Raw genomic sequence first — 16,440 nt, 5'->3', positions numbered from 1 at the left:
GCCAGAAAGGTGACTCCAGGACATTTCTCGAGAAGATCCCGTATGTTAAGAGGCAATTGCCAAAAATTCACAAATGCACAAAATCCGAAATAAGGGGGTTCACTCACAGCGCGAAACCAACACGACATGCCCCGGCAACAGCCACGAAACCGCCGGTTCCTATGGTCCGGCCATGCGGCTTACCTCACACGAGCAAGAACGGCTGCTCATCCACGTCGCCGCCGGGGTGGCGCGCGAGCGGCAGGCCAGGGGCCTGCGCCTGAACCACCCCGAGGCTACCGCCATCATCGCGTCGTTCCTCATGGAGGGGGCCAGGGACGGGCGCTCCGTGGCCGACCTGATGGAGGCCGGACGGTCGGTGCTCGGCCGGGCCGACGTCATGGAGGGCGTGCCGGAGATGCTGGAGAGCGTGCAGATCGAGGCGACGTTCCCCGACGGCACGAAGCTGGTCACCGTACACAGGCCCATCCCGTGATCCCGGGCGAGTACGTGCACCCCGAGGGCGTTCACACCCTCAACCCCGGGCGCGAGCGCCGCACGCTGCGGGTGGTGAACACGGCGGACCGGCCGGTGCAGGTGGGCTCGCACTACCACTTCGCGGCCGCCAACCCGGGGCTGGAGTTCGACAGGAAGGCGGCCTGGGGCATGCGGCTGGACGTGCCGGCGGGGACGGCGATCAGGTTCGAGCCGGGCGTCGAACGCGACGTGACGCTCGTGCCGCTGGCGGGCAACCGGGTCGTGCCCGGGCTGCGGCCGGAGTGGGCGGGGCCGCTGGATGGCTGAGATCTCGCGCGCCCGGTACGCGGCGCTTTACGGCCCCACGGTCGGCGACCAGATCCGCCTGGCCGACACCGACCTGTTCATCGAGGTCACCGAGGACCTGTCGATCGGGCCCGCCGGGCCGGGGGACGAGGCGGTGTTCGGCGGCGGCAAGGTCATCCGCGAGTCCATGGGACAGGCGCGGACCACCCGGGCGCAGGGCGCGGCCGACCTGGTCATCACGGGCGCGGTGATCCTCGATCACTGGGGCGTGGTCAAGGCCGACGTCGGCATCCGCGACGGCCGCATCTACGCCATCGGCAAGGCCGGCAACCCGGACACGATGGACGGCGTCGACCTGGTCATCGGGCCGTCCACGGAGGTGCTCGCGGGCAACGGCAAGATCCTCACCGCCGGGGGCGTCGACTCGCACGTCCACCTGATCTGCCCGCAGGTCCTCGACGAGGCGATCGCGTCCGGTGTCACCACGATCGTCGGGGGCGGCACCGGACCCGTCGAGGGCACCAAGGCGACGACCGTCACCGGCACCTGGTACCTGGGCCGGATGCTGGAGTCGCTGGACGCCTACCCGCTGAACTTCGCGCTGCTCGGCAAGGGCAACACGGTCTCCGCCGACGGCCTGATGGAGCAGCTCGAGGCCGGGGCCTCCGGCTTCAAGCTGCACGAGGACTGGGGCTCGACGCCGGCCGCCATCGACGCCTGCCTGAGCGTGGCGGACGCGTCGGGGGTGCAGGTGACGCTGCACACGGACACGCTGAACGAGGCGGGGTTCGTGGAGTCGACGCTGAAGGCCATCGGGGATCGGATGATCCACGCGTACCACACCGAAGGGGCCGGTGGCGGGCACGCTCCCGACATCATCCGCGTCGCCGGCTCCCCCAACATCCTGCCCTCCTCCACCAACCCCACCCGGCCGCACACCGTCAACACGCTGGACGAGCACCTCGACATGCTCATGGTGTGCCACCACCTCAACCCGTCGATCCCGGAGGACCTGGCGTTCGCCGAGTCGCGCATCAGGCCGACGACGATGGCGGCCGAGGACGTGCTGCACGATCTGGGGGCGATCTCGATGATCGGGTCGGACTCGCAGGCGATGGGGCGGATCGGGGAGACGATCATCCGTACGTGGCAGACCGCGCACGTCATGAAGGGGCGCCGGGGGTCGCTCGGTGGCCCCGCGGACAACCTGCGCGCCCGCCGCTACATCGCGAAATATACGATTTGTCCGGCTATCGCCCACGGCCTGGACGGCGAGATCGGCTCCGTCGAACGCGGCAAGCTCGCCGACCTCGTCCTCTGGGACCCGGCGTTCTTCGGGGTCAAGCCCGACCTCGTGCTCAAGGGCGGCGTGGTGGCCTGGGCGCAGATGGGCGACGCCAACGCCTCCATCCCGACGCCGCAGCCGGTGCTGCCCCGCCCCATGTTCGGCGCCTCACCGGTGACCGCCGCCGCCACCTCGCTCCACTTCGTCGCGCCGGCGGCCCTGGAGTCCGGCCTCGCGGACCGGCTGTCCGTACGCCGGCGCCTGGCTCCGGTGGCGGACGTACGGCGGCGCGGCAAGTCCTCGATGCCGCTCAACGACGCCATGCCCCGGATCGAGGTGGCGCCCGACACTTTCGAGGTCCGCATCGACGGCGACCCCGTCGAACCGGCCCCCGCCACCCGCCTTCCCATGGCCCAGCGCTACTTCCTCTTCTGACGTGATGAACCCAGCGCTGCTCCTCCTGGCCGACTCCCGCTTCCCGGCCGGCGGCCACGCCCACTCGGGCGGCACCGAACGGGCCATCGCGTCGGGGGCTGTCTTCGACGTGCCCTCGCTGGCCCGCTTCCTTCACGGCCGCCTTCACACCACCGGCGCCCTTACCGCCACCCTCACCGCCGCCGCCCACACCCACGCCACCACCACATCCCCACCTATCCCCCAACCGCCCATCACCCCGCCACCCACCACCCCAGCAACGACCTCGATCCCACCACCGGCTGCGGCACCGCCGACCACATCGGCATCCAACTTGCCACCGGCCGCCACCCGATCCCCCGCCACCAGCCCGCCGAGCACCGACGCCGGGACACGGGCCAACGCCGGAGTCGGTCAGCCCGTGTCCGGGTCGCCGTGGGTGCTGCTCGACGCCGAGGTCGATGCCAGGACCGCCGCCCCCGCCCAGCGGGACGCGTCCAGGACCCAGGGCAGGCTCCTGCTCAGGGTCGCCCGTCGCGTGTGGCCGTCACCGGTGCTGGAGGAGCTGGCGCGGGCCGTACCGAGCCCCCATCACCCGATCGCCCTCGGCGCGGTGGCGTACGCGGCGGGCGCCACGGCCGAGGAAGCGGCCATGGCGGCGGCGTACCACGCGATCAGCGGCCCCGCCACGGCGGCGGTGCGACTCCTGGGCCTCGACCCGGTGGCCGTACACGGGCTCCTGGCCGACCTCACCCCCCACCTCACGGCCATCGCCACCGAAGCCCACCTCACCGTGACGAAAGCCCGCTCCACCGCTGTGGCGGACGCCGAATCCTCAACCCACCCCGGCTTCCCGAGCCGGCCCCCGGACCCCGCGGATCCGCGCCCCTGGTTGGCGGCGCTGCCCGCGTACTCCTCCCCAGCCCTTGACCTTCTGGCCGAGCAGCATGCGCGCGCCGAGGTCAGGTTGTTCGTCTCCTAAGGAAGGATCCCCAGACATGGGTGCCAATCACGACGACCACCACCACGCCCCCGACGGCCGTGGCCGGGCGCTGCGGCTGGGGGTGGGCGGCCCGGTAGGGAGCGGCAAGACGGCCCTGGTCGCCGCGCTGTGCAGGACGCTGGGCCCGTCGCTGTCCCTCGGGGTGGTGACCAACGACATCTACACCACCGAGGACGCCGACTTCCTGCGCCGGGCGGGCGTGCTCGACCCCGAGCGCATCCTCGCCGTCGAGACCGGTTGCTGCCCCCACACCGCCATCCGCGACGACATCGCCGCGAACCTCGACGCCGTGGAGACCCTCGAACACCGCTTCGGCCCGCTGGACCTGGTGATCGTGGAGAGCGGCGGCGACAACCTGACGGCCACGTTCAGCCGGGGGCTGGCGGACAGGCAGATCTTCGTCCTGGACGTGTCGGGCGGCGACAAGGTGCCGCGCAAGGGCGGTCCCGGGGTGACGACGGCGGACCTGCTGATCGTCAACAAGACGGACCTCGCCCCGATGGTGGGCGCCGACCTGGGCGTGATGGACCGCGACGCGGCGGCCGTACGCGGTGACAGGCCGGTGCTGTTCACCTCGATCAGGCAGGAGCCCACCGCCGCCACGGTCGCCGCCTGGGTGTCCGAGCAGGTGACGGCCTGGTCCCACTCCCACGCGGCCCCCGTCTCCTGATGCCCGCCAGCGTCCGGCCCGGCCGCCGCGGGATGAGGGCGAGCGCCGCCGTCGCGACGGCCTCGTCCCCGGACGGCCGGACCCTCATCCGCCGGCTGGCCTCGGCGCCCCCTCTGACGCTGCGCCAGACGGGGCCGTACACCGTGCATCTCATCTCCACGGCGGCGGGCCCGCTCGGCGGCGACCGGCTCTCCCTGGACCTGGACGTCGCCCCGCGCACCACCCTGGAGCTGGGCTCGGTCGCCAGCACCCTGGTCCTGCCGGGGGACGGCACGTCCGAGATGCTGGTCACGGCCCGGGTGGGGGCGGGCGCCACACTCCGCTTCACCCCGGAGCCCACGGTGCTCGCCGCCGGTTGCGAGCACCGGCTCCTGGTACGCCTCGAACTGGCGGCGGACGCCGAGGTGCTGTGGCGCGAGGAGATCGTCTTCGGCCGCCACGGCGAGGCTTCGGGGCGCTGTCACGCCCGCTTCGACGCGACGTGCGACGGCCGCCCGGTGCTCCGGCAGGAGTTCACCGTGGGCGACCCGGCCGTGGACACCTCCCCGGCCGTCTACGGCTCTGCCCGCTGCGTCGGCACCACGTACCTCACGACGTCCGCCAAGGAGCCGGTGGTGGCCGAGGGCGTCGCCGTGCTACCCCTGGCCGGTCCGGGCACGCTCGTATCCGCCCTGGCCACGGACGCCGTCCAACTCCGCTCCCGCCTCGAATGGGGCGAACGCACCACCCTCACCCCGCCCCCGTAGCCCAGCCGCCCTCAAGCCCGCCTGCTGTCGGACGTACGAAGGCGGTGGAGCGGGCGACCGGGGATGGCGGGTGACCGGCGATATGCCCCAATCGCCCCGTACCGCCCGATCCCGGTACCCAACGGCGGCACCCGGCAGCGGCGCCCGGCAGCGGCGCCCGGCAGCGGCGGCGGCCAGTGACGGCGGCCAGTGACGGCGGGCCAGCGGCATCCGGCGATAGGTGGCAGCCAGCGATAGGCAGCAGGTAGGCGGGCGACGGGCGACGGTCGGCGGCGGCGTCCGGCGGAGGCGTCCGGCAGTCGGAGGCGGCGGCGGGGGTGGCGATGACAACCGGCGGCGGTCGGGGCGGTGGCTGTTGGCGGTGTGGTCGGGAGCAGTCGGCGGGGCGGGCGGCGGTTGGGGGCGGCGGTTGGGGGTGATGGTGACGACCCCGTTGCGTACGGTGGTGGGAGGCGTGTGTCCGGCTTACAGTGATCGTGTGGCCGATTACCTCCAGCCCGCTCCCGCCAAGCCGGCGGCCCATCGCGGCTACGCCCTGGCCGTCGTGGTGGCCGGAGCGCTGCTGGTGTTCTGTGCCGTCCTGCCGTGGGCCGGGCTCGAGGTGCGCAGCGAGCTGATCGGCGGCGGGCTGGCCAACGAGATCCGCGGCATCGACGACACCTTCGGCGTCTACACGCTGGTGGCGGGCCTGGCCGCGCTGGGCTGCGGCATCGCCGGACTGCTCACCCGTCCCAGGCTCGCCGCCCTGGCCGCCGTCCCGGGGGTGGCGGCGGTGGCGGTGCTGGTGCTCTTCATGACCGACGGGAGCGGCGTCCGCGACCGGCTCTCGTTCGACCTGGGCCAGGTGCTGTCGGTCGGGCCGGTGATCAAGTTCGGTTGGTTCGCGGCCATGGGCTGCGCGGTGGCGGTCGTCGTGCTGTCCGTCCTGGCCTTGGTCCGCCGCCCGTGAGCGGATCAGCGATCGTCGCGCTCCCCGCCCAGGCGCTGGTCCACCGCCCGTGAGCGGATCAGCGGTCCTCGCGCTCCCCGCCCAGGCGCTGGTCCGCCGCCCCTGAGCTGGTCAGCGGCCGTCGTGCTGCCCGCCCTGACGATGGTCAGCGGTCGTGGCCTGCTGGCGCTGGGTCGCCGCCCCGGAGCGGATCAGTCGTAGAAGCCCAGCCGCCGTAGCTGCTTGGGGTCGCGCTGCCAGTCCTTCGCCACGCTGATCCGCAGGTCCAGGTAGACGCGGGTGCCGAGCAGGGCCTCGATCTGCTTGCGGGCCTTGGTGCCCACCTCGCGCAGCCGCTCCCCCTTGTGCCCGATGACGATCGCCTTCTGCGAGGGCCGCTCCACGAACAGGTGCGCGTAGATGTCCAGCAGGTCGTCACGCCCCTCCCGGGCCATCATCTCGTCGACGACCACGGCGATCGAGTGGGGCAGCTCGTCGCGTACGCCCTCCAGCGCCGCCTCCCTGATCAGCTCGCCCACCAGCACCTGCTCGGGCTCGTCGGTGAGCTGGCCGTCCTCGTAGAGCGGCGGCGACTCGGGCAGGTGCTCGATCAGCACGTCGGCCAGCACGTCGAGCTGCTCGCCCGACTGCGCCGACACCGGCACGATCGCGGCGAACTCCCCCACCTGCGACACCGCCAGCAACTGCTCCGCGATCTGCTCCTTGGACGCCAGGTCGCACTTGGTCACGACCGCCACGACCGGCGTCTTCTTCACCGCCGCGAGCTTGTCGGCGATGAACCGGTCGCCCTTGCCGATCGGCTCGTTGGCGGGCACGCAGAAGCCGATCACGTCGACCTCGGTCAGCGTGGACAGCACCAGGCTGTCGAGCCGCTCGCCGAGCAGCGTGCGCGGCCGGTGCAGACCAGGCGTGTCGACGATCACGAGCTGGGCGTCGGGCCGGTGCACGATGCCCCTGATGGTGCGCCTGGTCGTCTGCGGCTTGGACGAGGTGATCGCCACCTTGCTGCCGACCAGGGAGTTCATGAGCGTGGACTTGCCGACGTTCGGCCTCCCCACGAAACAGGCGAATCCGGCGCGATGGTTGTCTGGCGAAGTCACATTCTGCATTGTGGCCTATCAGCGGGCATGCGCACGCCACCAGGCGAACGCCCGAGGCGCGGCGATCGGGGTCCAGGGCGTCGTCGACAGCTCCGAGAGCTGCTGCTCGGTCACCCATCGAAAGTCGTTGATCTCGACGCCGTCCGGCTCCGGCCCGGCGGAGCCGGGGGCGATCGCGCAGGCGTAGGCGGCGATGACGTAGCCGACCTGATGTCCGTTGGGGTAGACGGTGCGGAACTCGGGGCCGCCGAACACGCCGATCAGGCCGCGTACCTCGATGTCGAGGCCGAGCTCCTCCCGCAGCTCCCTGACGACGGCGTCCTCGGGCCGCTCGTCCGGGTCGATGCCGCCGCCGGGCGCGGCCCACAGGCCCACGTCGCCGTGGCTGGCCAGCAGGAGCCTCCCGGCGTCGTCGAACACGAACGCGGCCGCCGACGGCAGCATGAGCAGGTCAGAGCCAACCTTTTCCCGCAATTTCGCCAAAAATGGCGACATCGGCATGGTCAGCCCCGCAGCTTCCCGTCGGGACCGGCCACGAGCAGCGCCTTGACGCCCAGCTCCGCGGCCACGGCCTCGTCGGCGGCGCTCGGCGCGCCCTCGCTCACCAGCGCCACGGCCTCCAGGGACCGCGCGCCGCTGGAGACGGCCATGGCCACGGCCACCTGCACCGCCGACAGCGTGAGCGCATCCAGCGCCACGTTGGTCGCCGAGTACGTACGACCCGTCTCGTCGCGTACGGCGGCCCCTTCCGCGGACTCGTTACGCGCCCGCGCGGCCCGGGCCAGAGTGATGATCTTGCTGTCTTCAGGATCGAGTGTCACGGGGACAAGGCTAACGAGAAATCCGCCAGGCGGGCTCGACCAGGCCTGGCAGCAGACGATGCGAGTCAGTGCGTCCCGGCCATGGAGATGACCGCGTCGACCACCTCGCTGGTACGGGCGGCGTCCACGTCGTTCATGCCCGTGTGCACGACCGAGACCAGCGTGTCGCCCACCCGCGACAGCACGACGTCCATCGCGTACGGGTAGCCGTTCAGGCGTCCGGTCAGCCGCGCGCCCACGGTCTCGTCGGCCGCGTTCTCGACCGGGAGCTCCTGCGAGCGCAGCTCCGTGCCGGAGGACGTGCGTACCTCCCGGCACGACTCCAGGGCCTCGGCCAGCGCGTCGAGGTGCTCCTCCGCCTCCCCGTCCGCGTACCGGGCCAGCCCCACCCCGGCCTGCTCCCCCAGCCCGTCGCCGCGGTAGCTGACCGCGGCCTCGGCCGTCAGCGCCTGCCGCGGCGCGAGCCCCCCGACGGGCTCCAGCACGGCCTTGCAGTTGCTGTCGGCCTGCGCGAACGGCATCCGCCACGCCTGCTCGGGCCTGGCCGTGAACCCGTCGGGCAACGGCGGCTCCTTGCTGAGCACCTCGCGCAGGTGCGCGGTGGCCTGCGCGTCGAGAGCGCTCCCCCTCCCGCCGCTGACGCAACCCCCCAGTACGCCGGCCAGCAGGGCACCGGCGATGATCTCGCGTTTCATGATTCCCCCTGGATCGCAGCCTCCCCCACCGACGAATGCGGCAATCCACCGGAGCTTCCACCAATGCGCAAAAAGGGTGCCCTCACCCGGTTTTCCGGACGAGAACACCCTTTACGCCGACCCGCGTCCCAGCCGGCTGGGCAGCCGGCCGGGACACTGTCGTCCCCCCAGGCGCATCCTCTCGCCGCGAACCCCACCCGGCGTTCGGATGCCTTCCCCTCTGACACCCACCGCACTGGATGCCGTGGTTAGAGAGTGCCCGGCCCGGCTTGCAGAAGACTTGTAGAACGCTTGCGACCTTCGTCCGCCTTCGTCCCGACCCGCCGTGAGACAGGTCAGTCCTGCTCGGCGCCGACCGGTTCGGCGTCGTCCTCCGGCGGCTTGGCGCGGCGGACCACCACCGTGCTGATGCGGTTGCGGCGGCCCGCCAGGCTCTCGGCGGTGAGCGCGAGCCCGGCCACCTCGGCCTGCGAGCCGGCGATGGGCACCCGGCCCAGAGCGTGGGCGAGCAGCCCGCCGACGGTCTCCACGTCGTCGACCTCGATCTCCGTGTCGAACAGCTCGCCCAGCTCGTCGACCGGCATCCGGGCCGTAACCCGCATCCCGCCGTCGGACATGGGCTCGACGCGGGGCGCCTCCTGGTCGTACTCGTCGGTGATCTCGCCGACGATCTCCTCCAGCACGTCCTCGATCGTGACCAGCCCGGCGGTGCCGCCGTACTCGTCGATGACGATGGCGATGTGGATCTGGCGCGCCTGCATCTCCCGCATGAGCTGGTCGATGGGCTTGCTCTCGGGCACGTACGCGGCCGGCCGCATGATCGACTCGACCGTGTCCTCGCCCCCGCCTTCGCCGGACTCGTGGATCTTGCGGGCGATGTCCTTGAGGTAGGCGATGCCGATGACGTCGTCCTCGTTCTCGCCCAGGACGGGGATGCGGGAGAACCCGCTGCGCAGCGCCAGCGACAGGGCCTGGCTGATCGTCTTGCCGCGTTCGATGTAGACCATGTCGGTGCGCGGCACCATGACCTCGCGCACCAGCGTGTCGCCCAGCTCGAAGACCGAGTGGATCATCTCGCGCTCGTCCGGCTCGATCACCCGGCGCTCCTCGGCCAGGTCGACCAGCTCGCGCAGCTCGGCCTCCGAGGTGAACGGCCCGTCGCGGAACCCCTTGCCGGGGGTCAGGGCGTTGCCGAGGAGGATGAGCAGCTTGGGCAGGGGGCCGAAGATGCGGGTCAGGCCGTAGACGATGGGGGCGCTGGCCAGCGCGACCGGCTCGGCGTGCTGGCGGCCCAGCGTACGCGGCATGACGCCGACCACGACGTAGCTGACCACGATCATCACGACCGCGGCCCAGACGTACGCCCAGCCCTGGTCGTGCATGAGGTCGATGAACAGCAGGGTCGCGATGACCGTGGCCACTAGCTCGCAGCTCAGCCTGAGCAGCAGGAGCAGGTTGAGGTAGCGGGGCGGGTCGTCGACGATGGCCTGCAGGCGCTTCGCGCCCCGCCGGCCCTCACGCACGTATTCCTCGGTGCGCACCCTGGAGATGCGCGTCAGTGCCGTCTCCGCGCTGGCGATCAGGCCACCGATGATCACGAGCGCGATGGCCGACAGCAACCAGGCGTTCACCGCGGGTTGCGCACCTCCTGCCACGACTCCAGGAGCCGGGCCTGCAGGCCGAACATCTCCTTGTGCTCCTCGGGCTCAGCGTGGTCGTAGCCGAGCAGGTGGAGGATGCCGTGCGTGCACAGCAGCTCCAGCTCGTCGGCCGCGCTGTGGCCCGCCTCCTTGGCCTGCCGGGCGGCCACGTGCGGGCAGAGCACGACGTCGCCGAGGAGCGCCGGGTCGGCGGGGCTCTCCGAGTCGCCGCGCGCCCCGCCGCCAGGGCGCAGCTCGTCCATCGGGAATGCCAGCACGTCGGTCGGGCCCGGCTCGCCCATCCACTTCTCGTGGAGCTCGGCCATGGCGTCCTCGTCGACCACCACGATGGACAGCTCGGCGAGCGGGTTGATGCCCATCTCGCCGAGCACGTGAGCGGCCAGGGCGGCGAGTTTCTCCTCGTCGACCGCCACGCCCGACTCGTTGTTGATCTCGATGCTCATGGCCGCCGCTTCCCCCGGTGCTGGATGCTCTTGGGCTCCTGCGCGGCCTGCGTGGCGTCGTAACGCCCGTACGCGTCCACGATCTCGCTCACCAGCTTGTGGCGGACCACGTCGGCGCTGGACAGGCGCGCGAAGTGGATGTCGGGGATGCCGTCCAGGATCTCCTGGACGACCCGCAGCCCGCTCACCGTGCCGGCGGGCAGGTCGACCTGCGTCACGTCACCGGTCACCACGATCTTGGAGTTGAACCCGAGCCGGGTGAGGAACATCTTCATCTGCTCGGCCGAGGAGTTCTGTGCCTCGTCGAGGATGATGAACGCGTCGTTGAGCGTGCGACCGCGCATGTACGCCAGCGGCGCGACCTCGATCGTGCCCGCGGCCATCAGCTTGGGGATCGAGTCGGGGTCGACCATGTCGTGCAGGGCGTCGTAGAGCGGCCGGAGGTAGGGGTCGATCTTCTCGTACAGCGTGCCCGGCAGGAAACCCAGCCGCTCGCCGGCCTCGACGGCCGGGCGGGTCAGGATGATCCGGTTGACCCGCTTCTCCTGCAGCGCCCGCACGGCCTTGGCCATCGCGAGATAGGTCTTGCCGGTGCCGGCGGGGCCGATGCCGAACACGACCGTGTGCTTGTCGATCGCGTCGACGTAGCGCTTCTGGTTGACCGTCTTCGGCCGGATCGTGCGCCCGCGCGAGGAGAGGATGTCGAGGGACAGCACCTCGGCGGGACGGTCGGAGGTCATGCGGAGCATGGCGATGCTCCGCTCGACCGCATCGGGGGTGAGCTCGCCGCCGCTGCGCAGGACCTCGACCAGCTCCTCGAAGAGCCGCACCACGGTGCCGCTCTCGTCGGGGCTGCCGGTGACGGTGATCTCGTTGCCCCGTACGTGGATGTCGGCCCTGAAGGCACCCTCGATGACGCGTAGCAGCTCGTCGCGGGAGCCCAGGAGGCTGACCATCGGGTATTCGTCCGGAATCAGCACCTTGGCTTGAGTGCGCGAGGGAGGTGCCGTACGTCGGGATTCGTGTAGTTCGGACATGGGCAGGCCCGCGGCCTGATGCCTCCAGGTCTCTTGCGTTGTTCTTCTGAGCCCATGGTATCCGGGAGCAGCCCGATTGCTCTCCCCAATATCAGCCGGCCGGCATCAGCCGGGGGGCCAGGTGAGGCCACGCCCGCCCAGGACGTGGGCGTGCACGTGGAAGACCGTCTGCCCGGCGCCGGGCCCGGTGTTGAACACCACGCGGTAACCGCCCTCGGCCACGCCCTCCTGCACGGCCACGGCGTGGGCGGTCTTGAGCACGTCGTCGGCCAGCCCGTCGTCGGCCCCGGCGAGCTCCGCGGCGTCGCGGTGGTGCTGCTTCGGGATGACCAGCACGTGGGTCGGGGCCTGCGGGTTGCGGTCGCGGAACGCCAGCGTCCTGCCGGTTTCGTAAACGATCTCGGCGGGAATCTCCTTGGCGACGATTTGGCAGAAGAGGCAATCGCTCACCCGGCCACCCTATCGAGACACCCGACGTAGGGAACCCGTTGCGAATCGGTAATCAGCTGTGTCGTGCGCAGGAAGATCCACACGGTTAGGGTAAGTGTGCGACACTTCAGCAAAAAAAGAGACGATTCAGGGTCGGGCGAGCGCCACCTGGCGAGGACACGACTGGGTAATGCACCCTAAGGAACCGGGGAAACCTCAAGAACCGGAAGAGCGTAAACCCTCTGGGAAGGCCGCGCGTCCCACTGATGTGACCACCGAAACCCTTCTGGCCGACAGGTCGATGGGGGCGGTGCCGGTCGGGTGGGATGCCGACATGGCCGTTACCGCGCTCTACAGCGCGCATTTTCGGTCGTTGGTGCGTCTTGCCGTGTTGCTGGTGCGAGACATAGCAACAGCTGAGGAAGTCGTGCAGGACGCGTTCGTCGCCATTCACGGCGCCTGGCGCAGACTGCGGGACCCCGACAAAGCACTCGCCTACCTCCGTCAATCCGTCGTCAACCGGTCCCGTTCCGTGCTGCGTCACCGCGCGGTCGTCGAGAAGTACGCACCCAAAGGTCTGCCGGATGCTCCGAGCGCCGAGAACGGCGCGATCGGCGAGCTGGAACGCTCCGCCGTCATCGAGGCGTTACGGGCCCTGCCGACCCGACAGAGAGAAGCACTTGTTCTGCGGTACTACGGTGATCTGTCCGAAGCTGAGATAGCCCACGCGATGGGCATCAGCAAGGGCGCGGTCAAGAGCCACACCGCACGTGGCATGGCCGCCTTGCGATCCGTTCTGGAGAAAATGTCATGACCCAGCCCCCCGACGAGCACGGAGATCTCCTGCGCCGTGCGCTCCGCGCGGAGGCGAACGCGGTCGTGCCCTCGCCGGAAGGACTGGAGATCATCCGCGCCCGCATCGAGCGGCGCGGTGTCCGCAATCTGTTCTGGTGGCGAGCGGGCGCGGCCGCCGCCAGCGCGCTCCTGGTGGCGGGGACGATCGTGATGGCCGTTCCCAGCCTGCGCCAGCAGATCATCGACCAGCCCATCATCGGGGTGGACAGCGAGACGACCTCCAAGGTCCCGTCCAACTCCTCCACCACGCGCTCCCAGGAGCCGCCGCCCAGGCAGCCGACCAGCCACGACCAGCACCCGGTCGGGGTCCCCGAGGTCCCCTCCAAGAGCCCGACGCCCCGGCCCACGAAGAGGGCCGAGTCGACCAGCAGGCCCTCGCCGACCCCCACTCCCACGGCGACCGAGTGCCCGTCGCCCCTGGCCGAGCAGGCCGAGCCGCCGTCCGACTGCCCCACGGTCTCGCCGACCCCGACGCCGTCGCAGTCGGTGGAGGAGACCCTGCAGCCCACGGCGTGCCCGGCCGACGAGTGCCCGCCCGACGACATCACCGACAGTCCGACCGACGTGACCAGCCCGTTGGTGGACGCCTCGCACACGGCGCCCTGAAGGCTCCTACCAGCGTCCGGTACGCGTGAGCAGCACGGAGGCCGCCGCCACCCCTGCCGTGGACGTACGCAGCACCGTGGGCCCCAGCAGCACGGGCACCGCCCCCGCCGCCCGGAACCCGGCCAGCTCGTCGTCCGAGACGCCCCCCTCGGGCCCCACGATCACCACGATGTCGCCCGACGCGGGCAGCGCCACGCCGGACAGCGGCTCGGCCGCCTCCTCGTGCAGCACCAGCCCCAGCGCCGCGCCCGCCAGCAGCTTGTCGACCTGCGCGGTGGTGGCGGGCTCCGCCACCTCGGGAAGGTGGAACCTGCGGGCCTGCTTGCCCGCCTCACGGGCCGTCGAGCGCCACTTGTGCAGCCCCTTGGCGACCTTGTCGCCCTTCCACTGGGTGATGCTGCGCGCGGCCGCCCAGGGCACGATGACGTCCACGCCCGCCTCGGTCATCATCTCGACGGCCAGCTCGCCCCGGTCGCCCTTGGGCAGCCCCTGGACGACGACCAGCCGCGGGCGCGGCGGCTCGACCTCGTAGCGGCGCAGCACGTCGAGCCTCAGCGCGTCCTTGAGGACCTCGCGGACGACGCACTCGGCGACCGCGCCGGCGCCGTCCGTCAGATCGATCCGCTCGCCGGCCCGCAGGCGCCGCACGGAGGCCGCGTGGCGCCCCTCCGGGCCGCCGAGCGTCAGCTCGGGCCCGTCCAGCTCCTGCGACAGGAACACCGGGACGGTCACGTCACCTGCCGTTGAAGGCGTCGCGCAGCCGCGAGAAAAAACCCTGCTGGCCGGGGGCGAACTTGCCCGGCGGCCGCTCCTCGCCCCGCTGCTTGGCCAGCTCGCGCAGCAGCTCCTCCTGCGCGGGGTCGAGGCGGGTCGGGGTCTCGACGTTGACGTGGATCAGCAGGTCGCCGCGGCCGGACTCGTTGAGCCGCTGCACGCCCCGCCCGAACATGGTGATGACCTGGCCCGACTGCGTGCCGGGGCGGACGTCGACCTCCTCCGAGCCGTCGAGCGTCTCGACCGCCAGGATGGTGCCGAGCGCGGCGGCCGTCATCGGGATCTGCACGGTGCAGTGGAGGTCGTCGCCGCGCCGCTCGAAGATCTCGTGGGCGCGCTCGACGATCTCGAGGAACAGGTCTCCGGGCGGGCCGCCGCCGGGGCCGACCTCGCCCTCGCCGGCGAGCTGGATGTGGGTGCCGTCCTCGACGCCCGCGGGGATGCGGACCTTGATCGTACGGCGGGTGCGCACCCGGCCGTCGCCGGAGCACTCCTGGCAGGGGTGGCGGATGATGGTGCCGAAACCACCGCACTGCGGGCACGGCCGCGAGGTCATGACCTGGCCCAGGAACGAGCGGGTGACCTGGGAGATCTCGCCGCGCCCGTTGCACATGTCGCAGGTGTCGGGGTGGGTGCCGGGCGCCGCGCCGGCCCCGTGGCAGACCTCGCAGAGCACGGCCGTGTCGACGACCAGCTCACGCGTGGTGCCGAACGCCGTCTCGCGCAGGTCGAGCTCGACCCGGATGGTGGCGTTGCGTCCCCTGCGGGCACGCGAGCGCGGCCCCCTGGCGCCGGTCGCGGTGCCGAAGAAGGCATCCATGATGTCGCTGAAGGGGAAGCCCGCTCCGAAGCCGCCGGCGCCCGCGCCTGCTCCGGCGCCGCCGAAGGGGTCGCCACCCAGGTCGTACATCTGGCGCTTGTTCGGGTCGGACAGCACCTCGTAAGCCTGCGTGATCTCCTTGAACCGCTCCTGGGTCTCAGGATCGGGGTTCACGTCGGGATGCAGCTCACGGGCAAGTCGGCGGTAGGCCTTCTTGATCTCGTCCTGACTGGCGTCACGGCGCACCCCGAGGGTGGCGTAATAGTCGCTGTTTGCCACTTATCGACCTCTTATGATGCAGCCAGGATCTGGCTGACGTAGCGTGCCACCGCGCGCACGGCTCCCATCGTCACTGGGTAGTCCATCCTCGTGGGCCCCAACACGCCGAGCCGGGCCAGTTGGTTGTCGCCTGAACCGTATCCGGTCGCGACTATGGATGTCCCCCGCAGATAGGGGTTTTCGGAGCCGATGCGCACGGTGAGCGCGGACGGTGTGTCTGCGGATGTCTCACCGAGCAGTCTCATGAGCACGACCTGCTCCTCCAGCGCCTCGAGCACGTCGCGCAGGCCGGTCGCGAAGTCGGCGCCCGCGAGGTTGGCCGCGCCGGCGAACACGATCTTCTCGTCGTGCCGCTCGACCAGTGTCTCGAGCAGCACCGACAGGATCGTCGCCGCGGCGGGCCGGTCTTCGATGGGCAGCCGCTCGGGCAGGTCGGCGACCAGCTCGGGCACGTTGCTCAGGCCGCAGCCGTCGAGGCAGGCGTTGAGCACCGCGCGCAGGTGGGCGATGCGGGTGTCCTCGATCACCTCGGGCAGCTCGATGACGCGCTGCTCGACGCGGCCGGTGTTGGTGATCAGCACGAGCATGACCCGCCGGTCGTTCAGCGGCACCAGCTCGACGTGCCTGACCGTCGAACGCGTCAGCGTCGGATACTGCACCACCGCCACCTGCCTGGTCAGCTGCGCGAGCAGCCGGACCGTGCGGGTGACCACGTCGTCGAGGTCGACCGCGCCGGCCAGGAACGTCTCGATGGCCCGGCGCTCGGCCGACGACAGGGGCTTGACCTGCGAGAGCCGGTCGACGAACAGCCGATAGCCCTTGTCGGTCGGCACGCGCCCCGCACTGGTGTGGGGTTGGGTGATGTAGCCTTCCTCCTCCAGCGCGGCCATGTCGTTCCTGACCGTCGCCGGGGAGACTTTCAGGTTGTGGCGCTCAGCGAGCGCCTTGGAGCCCACCGGTTCGTTGGTGGACACGTAGTCTTCGACAATGGCGCGGAGCACCGCCAGCTTCCGATCGTCGAGCACGTGCTCACCTCCTGCCTCTGACATCCGAGGAACGCAACCATCTAGCACTCTGTGTTCCTGAGTGCC

The 16,440-nt window shown here is 71.0% G+C and carries 20 protein-coding genes; 9 read left to right on the top strand and 11 right to left on the bottom strand.

The features are described 5' to 3' along the window. Positions 1–172: 172 nt before the first annotated feature. The 7 genes from HD596_RS26070 (at position 173) to HD596_RS26040 (ending at position 5,829) form a co-directional block, all read left to right on the top strand. A complete protein-coding gene (locus HD596_RS26070) occupies positions 173–475 on the top strand; it encodes an urease subunit gamma (RefSeq protein ID WP_080041930.1) in 303 nt (100 codons plus the stop codon). Then, the gene (locus HD596_RS26065) at positions 472–783 is read left to right on the top strand and encodes an urease subunit beta (protein WP_185071932.1); all 312 of its coding nucleotides are present in this window, start codon (positions 472–474) and stop codon (positions 781–783) included. The genes HD596_RS26070 and HD596_RS26065 overlap by 4 nt, the downstream gene beginning before the upstream one ends. After that, a complete protein-coding gene (locus tag HD596_RS26060; protein WP_185071931.1) occupies positions 776–2,482 on the top strand; it encodes an urease subunit alpha in 1,707 nt (568 codons plus the stop codon). Before HD596_RS26065 ends, HD596_RS26060 begins: the two co-directional genes overlap by 8 nt. 4 nt (positions 2,483–2,486) lie before the next feature. Then, positions 2,487–3,443 carry an urease accessory protein UreF gene (locus HD596_RS26055; protein WP_185071930.1) on the top strand — a complete coding sequence of 319 codons (957 nt, stop codon included), beginning with the start codon at positions 2,487–2,489 and terminating at the stop codon, positions 3,441–3,443. A 16-nt stretch (positions 3,444–3,459) separates the two neighbouring features. Beyond that, positions 3,460–4,134 carry an urease accessory protein UreG gene (gene ureG, locus HD596_RS26050; protein WP_185071929.1) on the top strand — a complete coding sequence of 225 codons (675 nt, stop codon included), beginning with the start codon at positions 3,460–3,462 and terminating at the stop codon, positions 4,132–4,134. Continuing rightward, positions 4,134–4,880: an urease accessory protein UreD gene (locus HD596_RS26045; protein ID WP_246554835.1), complete on the top strand. Its 747-nt coding sequence runs from the start codon at positions 4,134–4,136 to the stop codon at positions 4,878–4,880. The genes ureG and HD596_RS26045 overlap by 1 nt, the downstream gene beginning before the upstream one ends. Before the next feature lie 478 nt (positions 4,881–5,358). Then, positions 5,359–5,829, top strand: a complete 471-nt coding sequence (locus HD596_RS26040) for a hypothetical protein (protein ID WP_185071928.1) — start codon at positions 5,359–5,361, stop codon at positions 5,827–5,829. Positions 5,830–6,020: 191 nt separating this feature from the next. On the opposite strand, the gene era is transcribed toward HD596_RS26040, so the two are convergent. The 8 genes from era to HD596_RS26000 all read right to left on the bottom strand — a co-directional run bounded on the left by era (position 6,021) and on the right by HD596_RS26000 (position 12,036). Then, positions 6,021–6,929, bottom strand: a complete 909-nt coding sequence (era, locus tag HD596_RS26035; protein ID WP_376775886.1) for a GTPase Era — start codon at positions 6,927–6,929, stop codon at positions 6,021–6,023. Between the two features lie 18 nt (positions 6,930–6,947). After that, positions 6,948–7,403: an NUDIX domain-containing protein gene (locus HD596_RS26030; protein ID WP_185071926.1), complete on the bottom strand. Its 456-nt coding sequence runs from the start codon at positions 7,401–7,403 to the stop codon at positions 6,948–6,950. Positions 7,404–7,432: 29 nt separating this feature from the next. Then, positions 7,433–7,750, bottom strand: a complete 318-nt coding sequence (locus HD596_RS26025; RefSeq protein ID WP_185071925.1) for a cytidine deaminase-like protein — start codon at positions 7,748–7,750, stop codon at positions 7,433–7,435. A gap of 65 nt (positions 7,751–7,815) precedes the next feature. Then, complete coding sequence (locus HD596_RS26020) at positions 7,816–8,445, bottom strand: hypothetical protein (protein WP_185071924.1); 630 nt, start codon at positions 8,443–8,445, stop codon at positions 7,816–7,818. Between the two features lie 335 nt (positions 8,446–8,780). Next, positions 8,781–10,076, bottom strand: a complete 1,296-nt coding sequence (locus HD596_RS26015; RefSeq protein WP_185071923.1) for a hemolysin family protein — start codon at positions 10,074–10,076, stop codon at positions 8,781–8,783. Then, complete coding sequence (ybeY, locus tag HD596_RS26010; protein WP_185071922.1) at positions 10,073–10,549, bottom strand: rRNA maturation RNase YbeY; 477 nt, start codon at positions 10,547–10,549, stop codon at positions 10,073–10,075. The genes HD596_RS26015 and ybeY overlap by 4 nt, the downstream gene beginning before the upstream one ends. After that, positions 10,546–11,586: a PhoH family protein gene (locus HD596_RS26005; RefSeq protein WP_185071921.1), complete on the bottom strand. Its 1,041-nt coding sequence runs from the start codon at positions 11,584–11,586 to the stop codon at positions 10,546–10,548. The genes ybeY and HD596_RS26005 overlap by 4 nt, the downstream gene beginning before the upstream one ends. A 105-nt stretch (positions 11,587–11,691) precedes the next feature. Continuing rightward, the gene (locus tag HD596_RS26000; RefSeq protein WP_185071920.1) at positions 11,692–12,036 is read right to left on the bottom strand and encodes a histidine triad nucleotide-binding protein; all 345 of its coding nucleotides are present in this window, start codon (positions 12,034–12,036) and stop codon (positions 11,692–11,694) included. A 280-nt stretch (positions 12,037–12,316) separates the two neighbouring features. Here HD596_RS26000 and HD596_RS25995 point away from each other — a divergent pair, with 280 nt between their 5' ends. Beyond that, complete coding sequence (locus HD596_RS25995) at positions 12,317–12,829, top strand: SigE family RNA polymerase sigma factor (RefSeq protein WP_080047132.1); 513 nt, start codon at positions 12,317–12,319, stop codon at positions 12,827–12,829. Next, positions 12,826–13,476 (top strand): hypothetical protein, encoded by a 651-nt coding sequence (locus HD596_RS25990; protein ID WP_185071919.1) that lies wholly within the window; start codon positions 12,826–12,828, stop codon positions 13,474–13,476. Before HD596_RS25995 ends, HD596_RS25990 begins: the two co-directional genes overlap by 4 nt. 6 nt (positions 13,477–13,482) lie before the next feature. On the opposite strand, the gene HD596_RS25985 is transcribed toward HD596_RS25990, so the two are convergent. Genes HD596_RS25985 through hrcA form a run of 3 tightly spaced genes read right to left on the bottom strand, consistent with a single transcriptional unit; the run spans position 13,483 to position 16,374 of the window. Beyond that, a complete protein-coding gene (locus tag HD596_RS25985; protein ID WP_185071918.1) occupies positions 13,483–14,208 on the bottom strand; it encodes a 16S rRNA (uracil(1498)-N(3))-methyltransferase in 726 nt (241 codons plus the stop codon). A 1-nt stretch (position 14,209) separates the two neighbouring features. Then, positions 14,210–15,349: a molecular chaperone DnaJ gene (gene dnaJ / locus HD596_RS25980; protein WP_185071917.1), complete on the bottom strand. Its 1,140-nt coding sequence runs from the start codon at positions 15,347–15,349 to the stop codon at positions 14,210–14,212. An 11-nt stretch (positions 15,350–15,360) separates the two neighbouring features. Beyond that, entirely contained in the window at positions 15,361–16,374 is a 1,014-nt protein-coding gene (gene hrcA, locus HD596_RS25975) for a heat-inducible transcriptional repressor HrcA (protein WP_185071916.1), read from the bottom strand. Positions 16,375–16,440: the final 66 nt, after the last annotated feature.

Origin of the sequence: Nonomuraea jabiensis (assembly GCF_014204795.1) — a bacterium.
Lineage (GTDB): Bacteria > Actinomycetota > Actinomycetes > Streptosporangiales > Streptosporangiaceae > Nonomuraea > Nonomuraea jabiensis.
Note: the sequence above shows the minus strand (reverse complement) of the source record. Positions and strands in the feature narration are given on the sequence as shown.